This is a genomic window from Phaeobacter sp. HF9A, assembly GCF_011806385.1.
GTDB lineage: Bacteria > Pseudomonadota > Alphaproteobacteria > Rhodobacterales > Rhodobacteraceae > Epibacterium.
Map to the genome: position 1 here is coordinate 12,683 of NZ_JAATOX010000035.1, position 20,344 is coordinate 33,026.

Consider the following 20,344-nt stretch of genomic DNA (forward strand, 5'->3'; position numbering starts at 1 on the left):
TGGCTATCGCTGAACCGGGCAACGGACCGGGGAGCCGAATGTTTCGCGCCTGTCCTGGTCGCGCGCCTGTCGGTCGCCTAAATCGTACATAGTTTTAGATATTTGGCCTTTTTTAAGTATGGCTGCTTATGACTGGTTCGAAGGTGAAGTAGGGAACAACCGTATGCACGGTTTGATTAACAGGGCCGTTCAGGCGTTTGTCATCAATACGTATGGTGAGAAACGCTGGAACGACATTATGGACGCAAGCGGGCTCGGGTTTACCGAGTTCGAAGCCATGCTTGTCTATCCCGAAGATCAATCCGCCCGCATGCTGAGCGCCACCGAGGCCTCGCTGGAACGCCCGCTTGCCGAAATCCTCGAAGATGTCGGAACCTTTCTGGTCTCCAACCCCCAGCTGGAAGCCCTGCGTCGGCTGCTTCGCTTTGGCGGCGTCAACTACGTGGAGTTTTTGCACTCGCTTGACGATTTGCCGGATCGCACGCGGCTGGCGGTTTCTGACCTGCGCCTGCCGGGGCTGGAGCTGATCGAACAGGCGCCGGGTCAGTTCGAACTGCTCTGCCAACCCGGGGTGCCGGGATATGCTCAGGTGATGATGGGGGTCCTGCGCGCCATGGCCGATGACTACGGGGCCTTGGTGATTCTGGAACAGACCGAATCCCAGGACGGTGTCGAGGTGATCTCGATCACGCTGGTGGAAACCGAGTTCGCCGAGGGGCGGGCCTTTGATCTGGGGGCGCATTCGCTATGATGAGCTTTGACGATCTCGCCGGGCTCGCCAATAAGATTTGCCCGATGCATGTGATCATCGGCCCCGATGGCACGATATACAGCCACGGCCCGACGCTGAACAAGCTGCGCGGCGCGCAGGAGTGGACCGGGCAGCCCTTCTTTGATATCTTCGATTTGCAGCGCCCGCGCTGGGTCAAGACCGTGGGCGATCTGATGGAAACCGCCGGCAGCAAGCTGCATTTCCAGCTGCGCCAGGAGCCGCATACCCGCATGAAGGGGGTTCTGGTGCCGCTGCCCGACGGCCAGGGTGCCTTTGTGAACCTGTCGTTCGGCATCTCGGTGCTTGATGCGGTGCGCGATTTCAACCTGACCAGCCAGGATTTCTCGCCGACCGACCTGACCATCGAAATGCTCTATCTGGTGGAGGCGAAATCCGCCGCGATGGAGGCGTCGCGCCAGCTGAACCTGCGCCTGCAAGGGGCCAAGATCGCGGCCGAGGAGCAGGCGTTCACCGATACGCTGACCGGGCTGAAGAACCGCCGCGCCATGGATCACGTGCTGAACCGGCTGATCAATGGCGGGCGGGATTTTGCCTTGATGCATATTGATCTCGACTTCTTCAAACAGGTCAATGACCGGCTCGGCCATGCGGCGGGGGATGCGGTCTTGCAGCAGGTCGCCGCGATCATGGTCGATTGCACCCGCAAGGCCGATACGGTCGCCCGCGTTGGCGGTGATGAATTTGTGGTGATCATTGAAGGGCTGATGGACCCGAATCGCCTGAACGATCTGGCCTATCGGCTGATCGCCCGGCTTGAGGAGCCGATCCAGTTCGGCGCCGAGGAATGCCGGATCTCCGCCTCTGCCGGGACGGTGCTGTCCACGTCCATGGCAGAGCCGGACGCCGCGCAGCTCCTGCATCAGGCGGATGTCGCGCTTTATGCCGCGAAACGGGCCGGGCGCGCGCAGCATATGTTCTATACCCCGCAGATGGAGGCCGAGGCCCTGGCCCCCGACAGCAAATCCGCCTGACCGTCTCGCCCCCGCGCACTGTGGTCGCCGCGATGCCTTGCGGGCCGCGGGCGGCCCATGCGCCTGGCTGATGGCGGCCCGGTTGCAGGCTTCGGGAGGCGGCAAAACGCCAGACACGGGGCAGGGGGGCAGCCCACGGGGCGGGGGGGCAGCCCATCCCATGCGGGAAATTGGTCTGGTCAAAAACGTCATTATTGGCGCTATTGAACGGGCTTATTCTGGCGTAGCCTGACGGCTAACCAGTCTTAATCCCGGAGCCGTCCGCATGTCCTCTCAGCCCCAGACCACGCCCAAGGCCACCCTGTTGCCCAGCGTTTGCCCGCTGGATTGTCCCGACACCTGTAGCCTGAACGTCGAGGTCACAGAGGGGCGCATCACGGCCGTGCGGGGCTCCATGGCCAATCCGTTTACGGCGGGTGTGATCTGCAACAAGGTCAGCCGGGCCTACCCGGATTTTGTGCATGGCCCCGCGCGGCTGACCCACCCTTTGCGCCGGGTCGGGCCGCGCGGCTCTGGCCAATACGAGCGGATCTCCTGGGAGCAGGCGCTGGATCTGGTGACCGAGGGCTTTCAATCCGCGATTGCGGCGCATGGGGCGCGGTCGATCTTGCCGCTGAACTATGCCGGCCCGCATGGCGAATTGGCGGGGGGATCGCTGGATCGGCGGTTCTTCTATCGTTTGGGGGCGCTGCGGCTGGACCGTGGTCCGCTGTGCGGTGGCGTGCGCAGCCTTGCCTACAAGAGCATGTATGGCGGCGCCCCCGGCATGCCCCCGGAGCAGGCGGCGCTGTCCGATCTGATCGTGGTCTGGGGCAACAATGTCACCGTCTCCAACCTGCATCTGACGCGGGTGGCCAAGGCGGCCCGGGCCAAGGGCGCGCGGCTGGTGGTGATCGACCCCAAGCGGATCAAGATCGCGCAGCAGGCGGATCTCTACCTGCAAGTGAAGCCGGGCACCGATGTGGTGCTGGCCCAGGCGCTCGCCGCCGAGCTGGAACGGCGCGATGCCTTTGACGCCGATTTCATCGCGCAATGGGTAGCGGGGGCAGACCCCTATATGGCCGAGGCGCGCCGATATTCCGTGGCCGATGCGGCCCGGATCTGCGGTCTGCCGGAGGCGAATATTCTGCGGCTGGCAACCTGGATGCAGAACGCAAAGCGGCTCGCCACGGCCACCGGCAACGGGATGGAGCGCGGCCGCTCCGGTGGGTCGGGGCTGCGCGCGGCGATGGCGCTCAATGCGCTTTTGGGCCAGCATGGCCGTCCCGGCGCAGGGGTGGTGGCGAAATCCGGTCTCGCGGCGCCGACCACCCGCGCCCGGCTGCAAGGCGATCACCTGATCGACCCGGAGACCCCGGTGGTGAACATCCTCGACGTGGCGCGACTGATGCTGGACCGGGCCCAGCCGGTGCCGATCAAGGCGGTGATGATCTACAATCACAACCCGGTCGCCACCCACCCGGAGCAGGCCCGCATGATCGAGGCGCTGAGCCAGGAGGAGATCTTTACCGTGGGCTGTGACGTGGTGATGACCGACAGCATGGCCTATTGCGATGTGATCCTGCCGGCTGCGAGCCATTTTGAACATGACGATATCTTTGCCGCCTATGGGCAGAACTACGTCCAGCGCGCCGCCCCGGTGATTGCCCCGGTGGGCGAGAGCCTGCCCAATACCGAGATTTTCCGCCGTCTGGCGGCGCGCTTTGGCTATGACGAGGCGGAACATCAGGCCAGTGACGCCGCCTTGATGGATGACGCGATGGATGCCAGCCATCCGCAGTTTGCGGATCGCCCGCCGAGCCAGATGCCGCTTGATCGGGCGCTGGAGATGCAGACGCGCGACGGCGCGGCGCTGATCCTGTGCGACACCGTGGAGCCGGGCACCGCCTCTGGCCGGATCGAGCTGTTCAGCGCCGAGCTGGAGGCGCAAAGCGGCTTTGGCGTGCCGCGTTATGATCCGGTGCCGCAGGATCTGCCTCTGGTGCTGATCACCCCCAGTTCTGACAAGCGCATCAACGCCACCTTCGGCAGCGCGCCCCTTTCGGACGGGCCGGAGAGCATCGAGGTGCACCCCGATGATGCGGCCGCGCGGGGGCTGGTCGATGGCGAGATGGTCGAGGTCGCCAATGCCCGTGGCGCCGTGACCTTCCGCCTCACGGTCTCCAAGGCGATGCAGCGCGGCGTGGTCTATGCGCCCAAAGGCACCTGGCGGCAGAGCTCGCAAACCGGGCTTACCGCAAATGCGCTGATTTCCGCGACATTGCGCACGGACATTGGCGAGGGCGCCTGCTATAATGAAACCTTCGTCGAGCTGCGCGCCTGTGCGCCCGGCCTGAAGGAGGGCCAGATGGCCGACCAGAGGCTTGTGCCGGCGGCGGAATAGGGGAGGGGCGCGTCGCCTCGACCTTGGCAAAAGGATCGTGAACGGCCCATGACTGACCCCGCGCCCGGCTTTGTGCCTGACAGAACCTCGGACACGCCGATGTTTGAGCAGATCTGCCAGTCGTTTCGCACGCGCATTCGATCCGGTGAGCTGGCCAGTGGCGCGCGGCTGCCCGCCACGCGGGCGCTGGCCGGGGATATGGGCGTGGCGCGGGCAACCGTGGTCACCGCCTACGACCAGCTGGTCGCCGAGGGCTATATTCGTGGCCAGCGGGGCTCCGGCTATGTGGTCTGCGCGCTGGGCGAGGTGGAGTTTTCCCCCGGGGGGGCCGCCGCTCAGACCCCAAGACCAGCGCCGCCTCAGCCCTTCGCGCAGGAGGCGGGGGAGCCGGACATGCGTCTGTTTCCTCATCGCGCCTGGGCGAAATGCGTTGCCCGCCTGTGCCGCACCCAACCCGTGGCGCTGCTGATGGGCGGCGACCCGGCAGGCCATCCCGCGCTGCGCCAGGCGATTGCCGCCCATGTGCGCGATTGGCGCGGGCTGCCGGCGCGGCCAGATCAGGTGCTGGTCACCGCCGGCGCCACCGAGGCGCTCGATATCTGCCTGCGCACCCTTGTGGACAGCTCTGGCGTGGTGGGGTTGGAAAATCCCTGCTACCCGCCGATGCGCCAGTTCGCCGAGGCCCAGGGCCGTCGCTCGCGCGATCTGGGGATGGATGCGCAGGGGGCCGAGGTGCCGCAAGAGCCCACCGATGCGGTGGTGCTGACACCCTCGCATCAGTTTCCCCTTGGCGGTGCCATGAGCGCCGGACGGCGGCAGGAGTTCCTGCGCTGGGCGGCGCGCACCCAGGGGTGGATCATCGAGGATGACTATGATTCGGAATTCCGCTACGCGGGCCATCCGATTCCCGCTATGGCGGGTGCCGACGGGCAGGGGCGCACGGTCTATCTGGGCAGTTTTTCCACCGTGTTCTCGAACAGCCTGCGGATGGGCTATATCGTGGCGCCGGATGCCTTGATCGCGCCGCTTCTGGCAGTGATGCACAGCCGCGGGATGCGGGCCAGCGCGATGCCACAGGCCGCCCTGGCAGAGTTCATGTTGCGCGGCGATTTCTACCGTCACCTGCGCCGCGTGCGCCGCATCTATGCCGAGCGCCACAGGGCGCTGATTGACCGGCTGCGCGCGGATTTTGCCGATGTCGGCCATGTGGTCGATCACCACGCCGGCATGCAGGTGGTGCTGCATCTCACGGCGCCGCTGCGCGATGTCGAGGTGATCCGCGCCGCCCGCGCCGAAGGTCTGCGCGCCGAAGCGCTCTCGACCTATTGCCGAACCCCGGAGCAGGCACAGCCGTCTTATAATGGGGTGGTATTGGGGGCCAGCCTTCACGATCTGGACGAGCAGGTCGAGGTGCTGCGCTGGTTGCGCCGCGCGATTTCCTCAACAGAGTAGTCCCCAGTTGCACGCGCAATTTCGCGCAGCGCCTGTGGCAAATAAGACCGAATTCTGAGGGAGAAAATGGTACTCCGTAGGGGAATCGAACCCCTCTTTCCAGGTTGAAAACCTGGCGTCCTAACCGATAGACGAACGGAGCACACTTGGTGTGAGGGGGTGTTTACTCAGTCCGCCCGAGGGGCGCAAGAGGATTTTTCGCAAAAACAGAAAGTTTTCTTTCCTCCCGGCGCGACGCGGAATTGTCTTTAATGACAAGGGGTTGTTTGGCCTCAAGACATGCAGAAACACACCGGCCATTGCTGGCGGTGGGTAGGTTTCGATGCGGGGAGGAAATGGTACTCCGTAGGGGAATCGAACCCCTCTTTCCAGGTTGAAAACCTGGCGTCCTAACCGATAGACGAACGGAGCACACTTGGTGTGAGCGGGTGTGTAGGGTTTTGCGCCGGGTGTCGCAAGCGAAAAAATGCGCCTGACGCAAAATTCTTATCCACAGGCAAATTTCCTGTTGGTATCGCGGCTCAGGCGGCGCTGGCGTCTTCCAGCCGCAGCTGGGCGCTTTGGCGCCCGCCCCAGGTGTTCACCTCCAGCCGCCCGGCCACGTGAAACCGCGCGCCGCCATGTTCCAGCAGGCGCGGACCCAGCGCGGTGTCAAAGGCGCCAAAGGCGATGGCGTCGATCGTGGCGCCCATCCCATCGGTAAAGCTGACCTTGAGATGCGATTCTCCCACCCGTTTGGCGAATTTCACCGCCAGGTCGGGAAAGCCATAGCGCGGGGCAGGGGCACCGGCGCCAAAGGGGCCGGCCTGTTCGATCTGTTCGATCAGCTCCACGGTGGCGGCGCCGGGCATCAGCATGCCGTCCAGCTTCAGATCCGCAGGGCCAAGGTCGCCCGCGCCCTGTTTCTCCAGCAGCTCTGACAGCCGCGCCATGGCCGGCTCCAGCTGGTCGCGCGCCACCGTCAACCCCGCCGCCATCTTGTGGCCGCCGCCCTTGATCAGCTGCCCCTCCATCGCAAGGCGCTGGATCGCCGCGCCAAGGTCAATGCCCGAGACCGACCGGCCCGAGCCCTTGCCCTCATCGCCATCAAGCCCAATCACCACGGCGGGGCGGCCGGTGGCCTCCTTCAGGCGCGAGGCGACAATGCCCACCACGCCAGGGTGCCAGCCCTCGCCCGCCGCCCAGACCAGCGGCGCATCAAATCCGCGCGCCTCGGCCTGCTCCAGCGCCGCGGCGCGCACGGCGTTTTCAATGTCGCGGCGTTCGGTGTTGAGCTGATCCAGCCGCTCCGCCAGGGCGGCGGCCTCATGCGGGTTGTCCGTGGCCAGGAGCCGCGCCCCCAGATCGGCCTTGCCGATGCGCCCGCCCGCATTGACGCGCGGCCCCAGCAAAAACCCGAGGTGATAGGTGGAGGGCGCCGAATCCATCCGGCTGACATCGGCCAGCGCCACCAGCCCGGGGCGCGCCCGCCGCCCCATGACCTTCAGCCCCTGACGCACCAGCGCCCGGTTGGCGCCAATCAGCGGCGCGACATCGGCAACCGTCGCAAGCGCCACCAGATCCAGCATGGCCATCAGATCCGGCCCCGCGCCAAGCCCCTTGTCGCGGGCCTGACGGCGCACCTCGACCAGCATCAGGAACACCACTCCGGCAGCACAGAAATAGCCCAGATCGCCGTCTTCATCCTGCCGGTTGGGGTTCACCACCGCCACGCAGTCGGGCAGGGTCTCGCCGCCGAGGTGGTGATCCAGCACCACCACATCCGCCCCCCTGGCTGCCGCGATGGGCCCATGCGACAGCGTCCCGCAATCGACGCAGACGATCAGATCGTGATCCCGCGCCAGCGCTGCCATCGCCGCGTCATTGGGGCCATAACCCTCGTCGATGCGGTCGGGAATATACAGCGTCGCCTGCTGGCCCATCTGCCGCAGATAGACCAGCAGCAGCGCCGCAGAAGAGCCCCCATCCACGTCATAATCGGCAAAGATCGCGATTCGCTCGCGCCGCTCCACCGCCTGCAAGAACCGCGCGGCGGCGGTTTCCATGTCCTTCATCCGGCGCGGGTCGGGCAGCAGCTCCTTGAGCTGCGGATTGAGAAAACCGCTGGCCTCATGGGTGGGAACGCCCCGGCGCGCCAGCACCTGGCAGACCGCGGCAGGCAGGCCGGTTTCCTGCGCCAGATGTTCACTGGCCCGCGCCTGCTCAAGGCCCGGCCCCTGCCAGCGGCGTCCTGTCAGAGAGGTCTCGACACCCAGAAAGCTCAAATCCCAACGCTCCTTATCACAGTCAAAGGCCGGACCCGCAGAGGACCCGGCCTTTCATCTTTTCTCAAATATCCATAACCCGCCGGCAGCTGCAAGCGCGACGGCGCGCAGATTACTGATGCGCGCTCAGCGGGGTGCGATAGCTCATGCGCCGCACCGACCCGGTCTTGGAGCGCATCAGCAGCGTGGTGGTCTCCACCCAGCCCGGCTGACGTTTGATCGCGGGCAGCAGCGAGCCGCCGGTGACGCCGGTGGCGGCAAAGATCACATCCTGGGTGACCATCTCGTCGCGCGAATAGACCTTGTCCAGATCGGTGATACCGGCCTTGGCAGCACGGGATTTTTCGTCGTCGTTGCGGAACAACAGCCGGCCAAAGATCTGCCCGCCCATGCATTTCAGCGCCGCAGCGGCCAGAACGCCCTCGGGGGCGCCGCCCTGACCCATATACATGTCGATGCCGGTGATCTCGGATTCGGCGCAATGCATCACGCCTGCCACGTCGCCATCGGTGATCAGCCGGATCGACGCGCCGGTTTCGCGCACTTCGGCGATCATCGCCTCATGGCGGGGGCGTTCCAGAATGCAGACGGTGATATCGGCGGGGGTGCAGCCCTTGGCGGCGGCCAGCGCCTCGACCCGTTCGCGCGGCGACATGTCCAGCGAGACCACGCCGGTCTCGTAGCCGGGGCCGATCGCCAGCTTGTCCATATAGGTATCCGGCGCGTGCAGCATGGAGCCGCGCGGACCCATGGCGATCACGGTCAGCGCATTGGGCATGTCCTTGGCGGTCAGGGTGGTGCCCTCCAGCGGGTCCAGCGCGATATCGACGCCGGGGCCATTGCCGGTGCCGACTTCCTCGCCGATGAACAGCATCGGGGCCTCGTCGCGTTCGCCTTCGCCGATGACGACGACACCGGCGATGTCCAGGAGGTTCAGCTGTTCGCGCATGGCGTTCACCGCGGCCTGGTCGGCGGCTTTTTCGTCACCGCGGCCGATCAGCGGCGCAGAGGCCAGCGCGGCCTGTTCGGCGACCCGGGCCAGGCCCAGGGACAGCAAGCGGTCGTGAAAGGGCGCGTCGGCGGTGGTCGATGTCATTCCCAAGTATCCTATCTAAAATCTAGCGCGGGTGCCTCCCGCATAGCCTGCCGGTGCCCCGGGGGGCAAGAGAGCCGAGGCCATGGTGTCGCTAACGGTCCCGCATTCGGCCAGATTCCCTCGCCGCGCGCTCGCCACTCGCTTGCGACCGGCGCTTTCTGGCGCGCGCTGGCGGGGGTTACAGCTCCTCGATGCGCAGCGCGACGGGCGTGCCTTCCATGACGCCGGTGGCGTTCAGCCCGTCGATCGCATGCTCCAGCATGGCCGAGGTGCATTTATGGGTCACGATCAGCACCGGTGCGATGCTGCTGTTGTGATCATACTGCCGCATCCGGTGGATGGAGATCCCGGCATCGCCAAGCGCCGCCGCCATTTTCGCCAGCGCGCCGGGTTTGTCCTGAAGCGCCAGACGCATGTAATGCGCCGCAGGCAGGCCGGCCTGGGCCGAGGGCGGCTCTTCCAGCGAGGTGGCGGGCTGGCCGAAGGTGGCGATTCTCAGCCCCCGGGCAATATCAAGGATATCCGCCATCACCGCGCTGGCGGTCGGGCCCTCACCGGCGCCGGGGCCGCGCAGCACCACCTGTTCAATGGAATCGCCTTCGATCACCACCATATTGGTGCCACCTTCCAGCTGACCCAGGGGCGAGCTTGCGGGCACCAGACAAGGCGTCATGCGCTGTTCCAGCCCGCGACCGGTGCGCTGTGCCACGCCCAGAAGCTTGATCCGATAGCCCATGTCGGCGGCGTGGCGGATGTCCTCGATGGCGATGCGCTGGATGCCTTCCAGCTTGACGTCGTCAAAGGCGGGTTTGGTGCCAAAGGCGATAGAGGCCAGCAGCGCCAGCTTGTGGCCCGCGTCGATGCCGCCCACATCCAGCAGCGGGTCGGCCTCCAGATAGCCGAGCTGCGCGCATTCCTCAAAGAGGGCGTTATAGCCCCGGCCGGTGGCCTCCATCTGGGTGAGGATATAGTTGCAGGTGCCGTTCATCACCCCCATGACGCGGGTGATTTCATTGCCCGCGAGCCCCTCGGTCAGGGATTTGATCACCGGAATGCCGCCCGCGACGGCGGCCTCAAAGCGGATCACCTGGCCCCTGGCTTCGGCCTGTTCGGCCAGCGCCTGACCGTGGATCGCCAGCAGCGCCTTGTTGGCGGTGACCACATCCTTGCCGGTCGCCAGCGCCGCTTCGGTGGCGGCTTTGGCCGCGCCCTCATGGCCGCCCATCAGCTCGACAAAGACATCAATGTCGTCGCGGGTGGCCAGCGCCACCGGGTCGGTCTCCCAGGCGTAGTCAGCGAGCGACACGCCGCGATCCTTGCTGGCATCGCGGGCCGAAACCGCCGTGATCACCACAGGCCGTCCGGTGCGCGCCTCCAGCAGGGCGGCATGACGGCGGATGATTTTCACCACGCCAATGCCGACCGTTCCCAAACCTGCAATCCCCAGTCGAAGCGGTTCAGTCATAGCGGGCGGTCCTTTTACCTGAGGGTCTGTGGGCGAGAATGATTTTCTGACGCCTTAGCCGCTCTGGCGCGGCGGCGCAATGTGGTTGCCGGAGTGGCGGTCATCGCGGGGGCGCTAGGGGGTGCGGTTGCGCAGCGCTTCGGCGCGGCGGCGCAGGCGCGCGGCGCGGGCGTCGAGGTCCTGCGTCAGCGCCGCGGTTTCCTCCTCGGGCAGCGGTTGCTGCGCCAGCGCGCTGTCCAGCGGCAAGAGCTTTGGGTAGGGCTGGTTGCGCAGCTCCGGCGAGATCCGGTTTTCCAGCTGCGGCACGCGGGTGCAGCCCGCCGCCGTGCAAAGAAGCAGGCCAAGGGCCAGAAGGGGCAGGCGCGGCCCAAAGTGGCGCAGCTGGGGTGAGGTCGGTTGCACGGTCAGGTCATCCAAGTTTCTGCAATGGCCTCTTGATGCACAAATGCGCCTGCGGGTACAAGGTGTCGCATCTTCCGCGCAAGATGGGTTTTATCTGAACAAATGTTCAGTTATTCTGTTTTTATGGCGCGTACCCAAGGTTCCCATTCCGACATCACCGGCCCCCGCATCCGCGCGGCGGCCCAGGAGCTGTTTGCCCGTCACGGCTATGCGGCGGTCTCCATGCGCCAGATCGCGGGGGCGGTCGGGGTGCAGGCCGGGGCGCTGTATAATTACACGCCGGACAAGCAGAGCCTGCTGTTTGACCTGATGCAGGCCCATATGGAGGATCTGCTGGCGGCCTGGGCGGATGAGGCAGCGCCGCAGGAGGTTCTGGGCCGGCTTGAAGGCTTTGTGCGCTTTCACATCCGCTATAACCTGGCGCGCCCGGATGCGGTCTTCATCGCTTATATGGAGCTGCGCAATCTGACGCCGGAGAATTTCGCCCGCATCGAGGACCGGCGCCGCGCCTATGAAGACCAGCTGGAGATCATCCTGAAGGCGGGGGTGGCGCAGGGGGTGTTTTTGGTTCCCGACACCAAGATCGCGGCGCTGGCGGTGATTGCGATGCTGAACGGGGTGCTGACCTGGTATCGCGACGGCGGACGGTTGTCGTTGCAGGAGGTGGAGACGCTTTATTGGGATATGGTGCGCAAGGCGGTTGGCGTCTGAGCCGGCAGGCGGTGATCCAGCGGAGCGCTTCCGCGCGCTTTTATTCCGCAAGGCGGCAGGTGATGGACCACAGCGGCCTGGTGGCTGGCGCGAATGTTTTTTAGATGTGCGTGCTGAGAAGGCGCTGAGGGGCAGGTCTGCCCTCCGCGCCGGTTTCAAGTTTATTTTGGGTCGGGCGCGTCAAGGGCAAGCCGCCCGATGGGCGGGGCCGCTGGCCCCCTTGACCCGGGAGGCGCTGTTGCGCTTTGCCTGCACATGGGAAATGCGGTTTTCCTGATTGGTGAGCGGGTTTTAAACGCCGCTCACAGGGGAAGGTGGGCACCGGTTTTCCCGATCAGTGAGCGGGTTTTATAAACGTCCCGTTGCGCAGCTCGGCGAAGGCTTTTTGCAGCTCGGCCTGGGTATTCATCACGATGGGGCCGTGCCAGGCCACCGGCTCCTGGATCGGTGCGCCGGAGATCAGCAGGAAACGCACCCCTTCGGGGCCAGCCTGAAGGGTGATCTCGTCACCGGTGCCAAAGCGGATCAGGGTGCGGTCGCCGGACATGTCGCGGATGTTGACCTCCCGGCCTGCCACCTCTTTTTCCAGCAGCACGCCGCTGGGGGCGGAGGCATCGGCAAAGGCGGCCTCGCCCTCGAACACATAGGCAAAGGCGCGGCGGTAAGTGTCGATCTTGAAGGTCTTTTTTACCCCCGCCGGCACGTAGACATCGAGATATTGCGGATCGGCGGCGATGCCGTCCACCGGGCCGGTCTTGCCCCAGAATTCGCCCACGATGATTTTGACGCGGGTGCCGTCGTCGTCGATGACCTCGGGGATTTCCTTGCCCTGGACATCCTGATAGCGCGGCGCGCACATTTTCTGGCTGCCGGGCAGGTTGCCCCAGAGCTGAAACCCATGCATCTGGCCGTTGATGTTTCCGGCGGGCATTTCCTGATGCAGGATGCCGGATCCGGCGGTCATCCACTGCACGTCGCCCGCGCCCAATGTGCCGACATTGCCGAGGCTGTCGCCATGTTCGACGGTGCCCGCCAGCACATAGGTGATGGTCTCGATGCCGCGGTGCGGGTGCCAGGGAAAGCCCTGGTCGTAGAAGGCCGGGTGATCGTTGCGAAAATCGTCAAACAGCAGGAAAGGGTCGAGCTCGCTCGGGTCCTGAAAGCCGAAGGCACGGTGCAGATGCACGCCGGCGCCCTCCAAGGTGGGCTGGGCGGCGCGGGTCTCCAAGATCGGACGCAGGGACATTTTGGCTCTCCTGATGAGATGGGGTTGGCTGATACAATAGGCGCAATCGCGGCTTTGCAATAGCTGCGCTGGCTCACCGGGCCTGTGCGCCAATGCAGACGCGCGCAGCCCGCGCGCCGCAGAAGGGGTGGCCAATCCGGGCCCGCGGTTGGGGCGCAAGGAAAAAGGGGGCTGTTCGGGCAGGGTGTTATTCGCTACCCCTGCAGCAGTGATCCGATGGAGTATCCCAATGAGCCGCCCGCACCACGCTGACGACATCCTTGCCACTGTTGAGGCCACGCCCCTGCGCCGGGTGCTGGGGGTGGGCATGTTGCTCGGGCTTGGCGGGCTGACGCTCTATGTGGCGATGTCGGGTGCGCCGGCGCTGGGGTGGCGGCTGTTCCTGCTGGCGGTTGCGGTGGGGGCGCTGTGGATGGGCTATCGCATGTGGCAGGCCACCGCCCATCGGCTGGAGCTGACCGCAGAGGGGCTGCGCTGTTCGGATGGCGAAGTGCTCATCCGCATTGCGGATCTGGAGCATATGGATCGCGGATTCTTTGCCTTCAAACCCTCCAACGGGTTCCTGATGCGCAGCCGGCAGGCCGGGGCGGGGCGCTGGTATCCCGGGCTCTGGTGGCGCATGGGGCGGCGCGTTGGTGTTGGCGGGGTGACGCCGGGATCGCAGACCAAAACCATGACCGAGATCCTCGCCGCGCTGATGGCCGAACGTGATATGGGCGAGCGCAACCAGCACTGACGGCCTTCTCGCGCAGAGCGGGAACAGAGGGCTTGACGCACGCGCGGCGCGGCCCTAATGCAGGGGCAAGGGCAGCAGACGCCCGCCGCCCGCTGGCCTTTGGCCTTGGTGAAGGTCTGTAGACATATCAGTCTTTGATCGTCTTTTCCGCATATCGCGCGGATGGCAATGCGGGTCCCATCTGTTTCGTCGCGACTATGCATGAGGAGATCGGGGATATGTCTGACACCCCTTCCAATCGTTTTCTGACCGGCCCGCTGGGGGCGGTCTACGCAAAAACCGCGCTGCCGATCATCTTTGTGATGAGCATGAATGGCTGCCTCACGGTGGCGGATGCGCTGTTTCTTGGCCATTTTGTCGGCCCCGAGGCGCTGGCCGCCGTGACGCTGATGTTTCCCGCCTATATGTTGATCGTGGCGCTGGCGACGCTGGTGGCCGGGGGCATGTCCAGCCGCCTTGCCCGTCACCTTGGCGCCGGGGATATCGACGCCGCGCGGGCGGATTATGCCGGGGCGCATGGCTTGGCGCTGGCCACGGCGGTGGGGCTGATGGTGCTGTTTGCCCTGTTTGGCGGGCCAATGACGCAGTTGGCCGCGAGGGGCGATGCTGAACTGGCCGCCATGGGTCATCACTATTTGCAGATCACCATCGGCTGCACGCCCTTGCTGTTTATCCTGTCGGTCAACTCCGACGCGCTGCGCAACGAGGGGCGGGCGGGGCTGATGGCGCTGATGAGCCTGTTGGTGTCGCTCTCCAATATCGGTTTCAACTACCTGCTGATCGCGGTGGCCCAGATGGGGGTGGCGGGCTCGGCCTATGGCACCGCATTGGCGCAGCTTCTGGCGCTGATCCTGATCATGGGGTTCCGACTGCGCGGCGAGACCCGGCTGCGGCCCAACGTGCTGCTGCGCCAGAGCCTGTTTGGCGGCTGGGGGCGGATGCTGGCGCTGGGCGCGCCGCAGAGCCTCAATTTCATCGGCCTGGCGCTGGGCTCGGCCGCGATCATGATGGCGCTGCAACGGGTGAATACCCCGGATTACACGCAGACGGTCTCCGCCTATGGGGTCATCACCCGGGTGATGACCTTTGCCTTCCTGCCGCTTCTCGGTCTGGCCCATGCGATGCAGAGCATCACCGGCAACATCTATGGCGCGGGGGATTTGCCCCGGGTGCGGCAGAGCCTGCGGTTGGCGCTGGGCCTGGCGCTGGTCTATTGCGGGGCGATGCAGGCGGGGCTGAGCTTTGGCGCGGCCTGGATTGGCGGGCTCTTTGTCCCCGATGCCGCCGTGATCAACGAGGTGGCGCGGATCCTGCCGACGGTGGTGGCGCTGTTTACCCTGGGCGGGCCCTTGATGATCGTTGCGATGTATTTTCAGGCGATCGGCGATGCGCTGCGGGCGGCGCTTCTTGGGTTGGCGAAACCCTATGCCTTTGCCCTTCCGCTGACCTTTATCCTGCCGATGCTGGTGGGAGAGCCGGGGATCTGGCTGGCCAGCCCCTGCGCCGAGGCGCTGCTGTTGCTGTTGACCCTGACGGTGTTGTGGCAGCTGCGCCGCCGCCCTGCGGTGGTGTCGCCCAAGGTGGAGGCGGGCCTATGAGCGGTTCTGTGAGACAGAGCGGGAGCGCGCCGCTGCCCAGCCTCGCCGAGGCCAAGGCCATGGCCCGGGAGCTGCGCCAGGCCCGCGCCGATGCGGGCGAGAGCCTGCGCCACAGCGCGGCGCTGGAACAGGTGGCGCGGGATCTTGGCTTTCGCGACTGGAACGGCTGCGCAGCGGCGCTGCAAACCCCGGCCCCGCGCGCCTATCGCGCCGGGGATCGGGTCGCCGGGCGCTACCTCTCGCAGCCCTTCACCGCGCGGGTGCTGCGGGTCGGCGCGGCGCAGGCCGGGGCGGGCTGGGTACGGCTGGATCTGGATCTGGATCAGCCGGTAGATGTGGTGCGCTTTGAGACCTTTTCGAACCTGCGCCGCCGCATCAGCGGGGTGATCGGCCCCGAGGGCTTCAGCCGCGAGAAAACCTCGGACGGAGTGCCGCATCTGGTGATCGAGACCCTGCTGGACTGAGCGCAGCCGTCACAGCGGTGACAGCACCGCTAGATGCTTTCGTCGCCGACGCCATCGTCATGGGCGCCGCCATCGCTGATCAGCTTGCCTTCATAGGCCACCTGAGAGGCAAAGCGGGGGCGGGTGAACACAAGGTTATAGATATTCTGGGTGGCCAGGCCGATGTTGAAGATCGGCGCCACGTCGTTCCAGGTCTCCACCACGATCACCCGCTCCTGATCCGGCATTGTCGGCAACTTATCCTCGACGGTTTCGACCGTGCCATCTGTCAGCACGTCCAAAAGCGCGCCGCGTTCCACCGACCAATCCACATAGTAGCGGTCATCGGCCTCGTCCCAATGCACCACGGAAATGCGCAGCGACATGCCGGTATCCTTGCGCACCAGCAATTTCCCCAGCTCATACATGCTGTTGATGTAGTCATCATTGAGCGCGGTCGTCTCGCGCGAGATCAGGTCGGAAATCGTATAGGCGGCCTTGGTGTTCACGGTGTCCTGCCGGAACAGGTCAAACAGCGTGTACATCGCCGCAAAGACCCCCAAAAGCAGCGGAAGATACAGCGCCGCTTCAATCGAGACACTGCCGTCGTCACGGTACCGGAAACGGCGCAGGGGAGCAGTCAGGATACGGAACATGGCTTACTTTGGCTCCTGAACAAAGGCGCTGGAGGCATAGAGGTGGATCCGCCCGTCACCGTCTTTCTGAAACGCTTTGCCAAGACCCCAACCGGGAAACAGCGGCGTTATGTTCAGGCAGGCGCGCAGGAACATCAGATCGTTGGAACCGCCATTCTTGAAGTTGATGAGCGGGTTGGATTCCTCGATGGATTCGATGCAATCCGGCGTCGCATCAACGCTGGTCCAGTTGAACGGATCAAGCTGCACCATCTCCAGTTTCAGCGAGGTCGCGCAGTTCCTGATGGTGCCGGAATAGTCGCAGATCCGGTCGCGAATTTCATCGTGCTGCATATTGCCGCCGGTGCCCAGGCGGATCTCGCGCACGGTCATATCCATGGCGCGCTCCAGCATGATCTGGCGCAGGTTGATCACCCCCAGTTCCACGGTGGAAAACAGGATCAGCAGCATCACCGGAAAGATGATCACGAATTCGATGGTGACAGCGCCATCCTGACGGCGGCGAAACCGGCGCAGGGTGGCGCGGATGCGGGACAGGGCGGCCATTATTCTGTCAACCTCAGCTGGCGGATGGCCGAGGCGATCGAGGCAAAGGCGTCCGCGATTTCCAGCCCCTTCACATCGTAATAATGAGAATCCGAGCTCGCGCATTTGAGCAGCACATCCTTGCCTGCCGCGGGGGCCTCAAACCCGATGGTAAAGACCATGATGCCCTGATCCTTGGCTGCCTGGCAGATTGCCTTGGTGCGGCTGTCCTTCACGCTGGTGCCGGCCGAGCCAAAGACGTCATAATACCATTTGTAGGCGGCCTGGGACTGGTTCATCCAGTCGTTGAACATGTAATACACATATTGCAGCGTCGATTTGGCATAGAGCGCATTGAACGAAAGCTCCTCGGCGCTGCCGGTTTCATTGGCATAATAGCCCGACTGACAGCCGTACCAACTGGAATAGGTGCAGACGTAGTAGCGATCCCTGCCAGCACCATAGGGGTGGTCTGACCACCGTTTCGCATTGTGCCAGTAATACCGGTTGTTGCGCTGGTCATAGGTCGAATAGACCGCTTCTTCCGGGTTGTACCAGACCCCCGACTTGCCGGACCGATAGCCGTTTTCGATGCGGTATTGCTCGGTGTTCTGGCCGTCGGTCATCAGCACCACCACCTTGAGCGTGTTGGTGTCGGTATAGGAAACGGGACGGTCGGCAAAGGAGGGGGCGATCAGCGGATCGGAACCAAGGGTCAGGTTGCTGATCACCGGCCGGGTGGAGGGATCCAGCAGCGCAACGCCCCATTTCATGCCAACATCAAGCGAGGTGTTGTCTGAGGGGCGAAAGTCGTCGATGTAGTCTTGCAGCCGCTGGACATCGTCCTCCAGCAGAACCGCCGTGCGTTCCGGGTTTTGCGCATGCGAGGCACAGACCGCGCGCCGCACCAGTTGATCGTGCTGGCGGTATTCTCTGCTGCCGTCCCAGATGGTGAAATGCATCGTGCGTTCGTAGGGCTGCGTCGTCGATAGCGCGGTGGTGTAGAAATCGGAATTCTCGAAGTTGAGACAGTAGGAATAATCCGCCTCGCCCGCGCCACCGGGCGTCGGCGCGTTGAGCTGGTCGATAAAGGCCGCAGGCATCGACACCTGGGTGGAATAGGGGATGATGGAAATCGACAGCGTGCCGTCTTCGGTATTGTCGGCCATCGTCTGGATGAATTCCTTGGCCGCCGACTTGAGGTTCACCAGCCGGTTGTTGCCCGACATCGACCCCGAGACATCCAGCACCAGCGAAATCTCGACATTGCCGATTTTCTCTTCCGCGGTTGCGGCGGCTTTCAGGGGCAGGGGGGAATCGTAATTGGCGAGTTTCATCCACATGGTGTCGAAATTCGCATCCACACTGGCCGACACCCGCTTGGAGGTCGGGGTGATTTCGGCGGTGGGCGTGCTGTAATAGTCGGCAAGATCGGCCTTGGTCATATAGTCACGGACCACGGCCGCCGGGGCCAGCGTCTGGTCCAGATCCGCCGCCGCCAGAACCGCCCGGTCCAGCGTGTATTGCAAATGGGTCCGGTCGCGCTCCAGCCGCACGATATCCATGCTGATACCGCCGATGGCCAACATGCTTATCAAGGTCCCGATCATCGGCTTTGCCAGCACGCCGCTTTCGTCGGCGCGGAACCGCGCCACGCTGCCTCGCAGGCGGAGCAGGGCTGAATGAGATCTGGTTTTTGCAGTCATGAGTGCAGTCTTTCCATCGGTCCCACCATCCCATCGGCGCCATTCTGGTCACAAGCCTAGGGCAGGGGTCTTGCGGACAGGTCTTCGCTCTTTAGGATTGATTGACAAAGATGGCCGAACTGCGGCAGCTCCGGGCCACAATTCGCTCATTTCCAGACAGTTTGATGTTAATCTGACCGGATGGTGAGGGCTGTTCCGTGATCCGCAACAATCGCCGCCACAGCAGATCTTCGCCGGTCCAAAAGCAGAGCGCGGCGGTTCTTTTTACGAAATGCTGATTCTTTATGCATAGTGTCCGAGAATAATGTCGCAGCGGGGCGGCTTCTCTGCATTAATGGGGAGGCACACGCACTGCATGAATCGTTTCGAAAGGACGGGATCATTCCATGAGCACCATTAAAGAACCAAGTTTTCGCGAGAGTGTGGACCTGATGTTCAACCGCGCCGTGGCGCTGATGGACCTGCCGCCGGGGCTCGAGGAAAAGATCCGCGTTTGCAACGCCACCTATACCGTGCGTTTCGGTGTGCGCCTGCGCGGTCAGATCCAGACCTTCACCGGCTATCGCTCGGTGCATTCCGAACATATGGAACCGGTAAAGGGCGGCATCCGCTTTGCGCCGGGGGTCAACCAGGACGAGGTCGAGGCGCTGGCGGCGCTGATGACCTATAAATGCGCCCTGGTCGATGCGCCCTTTGGCGGCTCCAAGGGCGGGCTTTGCATTGACCCGCGCGACTATGACGAGCACGAGCTGGAGCTGATCACCCGCCGCTTTGCCTACGAGCTGGCCAAGCGCGACCTGATCCACCCCTCCCAGAACGTGCCGGCGCCCGACATGGGCACCAGCGAGCGGGAAATGGCCTGGATTGCGGACCAATATGCCCGCATGAACACCACCGACATCAACGCCAAGGCCTGCGTGACCGGCAAACCCTTGAACGCGGGCGGCATCGCCGGGCGGGTCGAGGCCACCGGGCGCGGCGTGCAATATGCGCTGCAAGAGTTCTTCCGCCATGAGGAAGACAAGGCCAAGGCCGGGCTTTCCGGCACGCTGGATGGCAAACGCGTCATCGTGCAGGGGCTCGGCAATGTGGGCTATCACGCCGCCAAGTTCCTCTCCGAGGAGGATGGCTGCAAGATCGTTGGCGTGATCGAACGTGACGGCGGGCTGCTGGACGAAAACGGCCTGGATATCGAGGACCTGCGCGCCTGGATCTCCAAACATGACGGTGTCGATGGCTACCCCTCGGGGCGCTATATCAAGGACGGCGCCAAATATCTCGAAGAAGACTGCGACATCCTGATCCCGGCGGCGCTGGAAGGGGTGATCAACCTCTCCAACGCGGAGCGGATCCAGGCCAAGCTGATCATCGAGGCCGCAAACGGTCCGATCACCGCGGGCGGCGACGAGATCCTGCGCAAGAAGGGCACGGTGATCATCCCCGACATGTATGCCAACGCCGGCGGTGTGACCGTCTCCTACTTCGAGTGGGTGAAGAACCTGTCGCATATCCGCTTTGGCCGCATGCAGCGCCGCCAGGAAGAGGCACGCCACCAGCTGGTGGTCGATCAGCTGGAGGCCCTGTCGGAGAGCATGGGCAAGTCCTGGTCACTGGATCCCGCCTTCAAGGAGAAATACCTCAAGGGCGCGGGCGAGCTGGAGCTGGTTCGCTCTGGTCTCGATGACACGATGCGCACGGCCTATCAGGACATGCGGGAGGTCTGGCACGGCCGCGAGGACGTCACCGACCTGCGCACCGCCGCCTATCTCGTGTCGATCGGGAAAGTGGCCGGCAGCTATCGCGCCAAGGGGCTGTAACCCCGCCAAGAGATCCCGGGAGCGGTGCCACCGCCCCCGGACCGGCCCGCAACACCGCCTGGCGTTGCGGGCCTTTTTTG

17 protein-coding genes and 2 tRNA genes are annotated in these 20,344 nt (G+C 64.4%); 9 read left to right on the forward strand and 10 right to left on the reverse strand.

The features are described from left to right. The first annotated feature begins 163 nt into the window (after window positions 1-163). From HCZ87_RS08605 to HCZ87_RS08620, 4 genes are all read left to right on the forward strand, one after another. Window positions 164-751, forward strand: coding sequence for a heme NO-binding domain-containing protein (locus HCZ87_RS08605; protein WP_167643349.1), 588 nt, complete (start codon window positions 164-166; stop codon window positions 749-751). Further along, window positions 748-1,764, forward strand: a complete 1,017-nt coding sequence (locus HCZ87_RS08610) for a GGDEF domain-containing protein (RefSeq protein WP_167643350.1) — start codon at window positions 748-750, stop codon at window positions 1,762-1,764. The genes HCZ87_RS08605 and HCZ87_RS08610 overlap by 4 nt, the downstream gene beginning before the upstream one ends. Before the next feature lie 265 nt (window positions 1,765-2,029). After that, window positions 2,030-4,147, forward strand: coding sequence for a molybdopterin-dependent oxidoreductase (locus HCZ87_RS08615; RefSeq protein WP_167643351.1), 2,118 nt, complete (start codon window positions 2,030-2,032; stop codon window positions 4,145-4,147). A gap of 48 nt (window positions 4,148-4,195) precedes the next feature. Beyond that, a complete protein-coding gene (locus HCZ87_RS08620; RefSeq protein ID WP_167643352.1) occupies window positions 4,196-5,599 on the forward strand; it encodes a PLP-dependent aminotransferase family protein in 1,404 nt (467 codons plus the stop codon). 67 nt (window positions 5,600-5,666) lie between these two features. Here the strand turns inward: HCZ87_RS08620 and HCZ87_RS08625 are convergent. The 6 genes from HCZ87_RS08625 to HCZ87_RS08650 form a co-directional block, all read right to left on the reverse strand. Then, window positions 5,667-5,741, reverse strand: a tRNA-Glu gene (locus tag HCZ87_RS08625). Between the two features lie 194 nt (window positions 5,742-5,935). Beyond that, a tRNA-Glu gene (locus tag HCZ87_RS08630) sits at window positions 5,936-6,010 on the reverse strand. A gap of 110 nt (window positions 6,011-6,120) precedes the next feature. Beyond that, complete coding sequence (gene recJ / locus HCZ87_RS08635) at window positions 6,121-7,863, reverse strand: single-stranded-DNA-specific exonuclease RecJ (protein ID WP_167643353.1); 1,743 nt, start codon at window positions 7,861-7,863, stop codon at window positions 6,121-6,123. A 112-nt stretch (window positions 7,864-7,975) separates the two neighbouring features. Then, on the reverse strand, window positions 7,976-8,959 hold the full coding sequence (glpX, locus tag HCZ87_RS08640; RefSeq protein ID WP_167643354.1) for a class II fructose-bisphosphatase: 984 nt from the start codon (window positions 8,957-8,959) through the stop codon (window positions 7,976-7,978). A gap of 178 nt (window positions 8,960-9,137) precedes the next feature. Then, window positions 9,138-10,424, reverse strand: coding sequence for a homoserine dehydrogenase (locus HCZ87_RS08645; protein WP_167643355.1), 1,287 nt, complete (start codon window positions 10,422-10,424; stop codon window positions 9,138-9,140). Window positions 10,425-10,538: 114 nt separating this feature from the next. After that, window positions 10,539-10,841 carry a hypothetical protein gene (locus tag HCZ87_RS08650; protein ID WP_254868570.1) on the reverse strand — a complete coding sequence of 101 codons (303 nt, stop codon included), beginning with the start codon at window positions 10,839-10,841 and terminating at the stop codon, window positions 10,539-10,541. 108 nt (window positions 10,842-10,949) lie between these two features. On the opposite strand from HCZ87_RS08650, the gene HCZ87_RS08655 reads away from it, so the two are divergent. Next, window positions 10,950-11,537, forward strand: coding sequence for a TetR/AcrR family transcriptional regulator (locus tag HCZ87_RS08655; RefSeq protein ID WP_167643356.1), 588 nt, complete (start codon window positions 10,950-10,952; stop codon window positions 11,535-11,537). Window positions 11,538-11,871: 334 nt separating this feature from the next. On the opposite strand, the gene HCZ87_RS08660 is transcribed toward HCZ87_RS08655, so the two are convergent. Next, window positions 11,872-12,783, reverse strand: coding sequence for a pirin family protein (locus tag HCZ87_RS08660; protein WP_167643357.1), 912 nt, complete (start codon window positions 12,781-12,783; stop codon window positions 11,872-11,874). A 229-nt stretch (window positions 12,784-13,012) separates the two neighbouring features. Here HCZ87_RS08660 and HCZ87_RS08665 point away from each other — a divergent pair, with 229 nt between their 5' ends. The 3 genes from HCZ87_RS08665 to HCZ87_RS08675 all read left to right on the forward strand — a co-directional run bounded on the left by HCZ87_RS08665 (window position 13,013) and on the right by HCZ87_RS08675 (window position 15,581). Further along, a complete protein-coding gene (locus HCZ87_RS08665; protein ID WP_167643358.1) occupies window positions 13,013-13,519 on the forward strand; it encodes a hypothetical protein in 507 nt (168 codons plus the stop codon). A 218-nt stretch (window positions 13,520-13,737) separates the two neighbouring features. Next, complete coding sequence (locus HCZ87_RS08670) at window positions 13,738-15,117, forward strand: MATE family efflux transporter (protein WP_167643359.1); 1,380 nt, start codon at window positions 13,738-13,740, stop codon at window positions 15,115-15,117. 8 nt (window positions 15,118-15,125) lie between these two features. Beyond that, window positions 15,126-15,581: a glyoxalase superfamily protein gene (locus tag HCZ87_RS08675; protein WP_368484100.1), complete on the forward strand. Its 456-nt coding sequence runs from the start codon at window positions 15,126-15,128 to the stop codon at window positions 15,579-15,581. Window positions 15,582-15,610: 29 nt separating this feature from the next. Here the strand turns inward: HCZ87_RS08675 and HCZ87_RS08680 are convergent, their stop codons facing one another. The 3 genes from HCZ87_RS08680 to HCZ87_RS08690 are packed head-to-tail and all read right to left on the reverse strand — an operon-like array spanning window position 15,611 to window position 18,447. Continuing rightward, the gene (locus HCZ87_RS08680) at window positions 15,611-16,216 is read right to left on the reverse strand and encodes a TadE/TadG family type IV pilus assembly protein (RefSeq protein WP_167643361.1); all 606 of its coding nucleotides are present in this window, start codon (window positions 16,214-16,216) and stop codon (window positions 15,611-15,613) included. A gap of 3 nt (window positions 16,217-16,219) precedes the next feature. Then, the gene (locus HCZ87_RS08685) at window positions 16,220-16,762 is read right to left on the reverse strand and encodes a TadE/TadG family type IV pilus assembly protein (RefSeq protein ID WP_167643362.1); all 543 of its coding nucleotides are present in this window, start codon (window positions 16,760-16,762) and stop codon (window positions 16,220-16,222) included. Further along, a complete protein-coding gene (locus tag HCZ87_RS08690) occupies window positions 16,762-18,447 on the reverse strand; it encodes a pilus assembly protein TadG-related protein (protein WP_167643363.1) in 1,686 nt (561 codons plus the stop codon). Before HCZ87_RS08690 ends, HCZ87_RS08685 begins: the two co-directional genes overlap by 1 nt. Before the next feature lie 386 nt (window positions 18,448-18,833). Between HCZ87_RS08690 and HCZ87_RS08695 the strand changes: the two genes are divergently transcribed. Beyond that, on the forward strand, window positions 18,834-20,264 hold the full coding sequence (locus HCZ87_RS08695) for a Glu/Leu/Phe/Val dehydrogenase (protein WP_167643364.1): 1,431 nt from the start codon (window positions 18,834-18,836) through the stop codon (window positions 20,262-20,264). The last annotated feature ends 80 nt before the right edge of the window (window positions 20,265-20,344 follow it).

Coding starts and splice junctions, on each gene's coding strand:
- HCZ87_RS08605 (WP_167643349.1), top strand. CDS start 164: ATGCACGGTTTGATTAACAGGGCCGTTCAGGCGTTTGTCATCAATACG.
- HCZ87_RS08610 (WP_167643350.1), top strand. CDS start 748: ATGATGAGCTTTGACGATCTCGCCGGGCTCGCCAATAAGATTTGCCCG.
- HCZ87_RS08615 (WP_167643351.1), top strand. CDS start 2,030: ATGTCCTCTCAGCCCCAGACCACGCCCAAGGCCACCCTGTTGCCCAGC.
- HCZ87_RS08620 (WP_167643352.1), top strand. CDS start 4,196: ATGACTGACCCCGCGCCCGGCTTTGTGCCTGACAGAACCTCGGACACG.
- glpX (WP_167643354.1), bottom strand. CDS start 8,959: ATGACATCGACCACCGCCGACGCGCCCTTTCACGACCGCTTGCTGTCC.
- HCZ87_RS08645 (WP_167643355.1), bottom strand. CDS start 10,424: ATGACTGAACCGCTTCGACTGGGGATTGCAGGTTTGGGAACGGTCGGC.
- HCZ87_RS08655 (WP_167643356.1), top strand. CDS start 10,950: ATGGCGCGTACCCAAGGTTCCCATTCCGACATCACCGGCCCCCGCATC.
- HCZ87_RS08660 (WP_167643357.1), bottom strand. CDS start 12,783: ATGTCCCTGCGTCCGATCTTGGAGACCCGCGCCGCCCAGCCCACCTTG.
- HCZ87_RS08665 (WP_167643358.1), top strand. CDS start 13,013: ATGAGCCGCCCGCACCACGCTGACGACATCCTTGCCACTGTTGAGGCC.
- HCZ87_RS08670 (WP_167643359.1), top strand. CDS start 13,738: ATGTCTGACACCCCTTCCAATCGTTTTCTGACCGGCCCGCTGGGGGCG.
- HCZ87_RS08680 (WP_167643361.1), bottom strand. CDS start 16,216: ATGTTCCGTATCCTGACTGCTCCCCTGCGCCGTTTCCGGTACCGTGAC.
- HCZ87_RS08685 (WP_167643362.1), bottom strand. CDS start 16,762: ATGGCCGCCCTGTCCCGCATCCGCGCCACCCTGCGCCGGTTTCGCCGC.
- HCZ87_RS08690 (WP_167643363.1), bottom strand. CDS start 18,447: ATGACTGCAAAAACCAGATCTCATTCAGCCCTGCTCCGCCTGCGAGGC.
- HCZ87_RS08695 (WP_167643364.1), top strand. CDS start 18,834: ATGAGCACCATTAAAGAACCAAGTTTTCGCGAGAGTGTGGACCTGATG.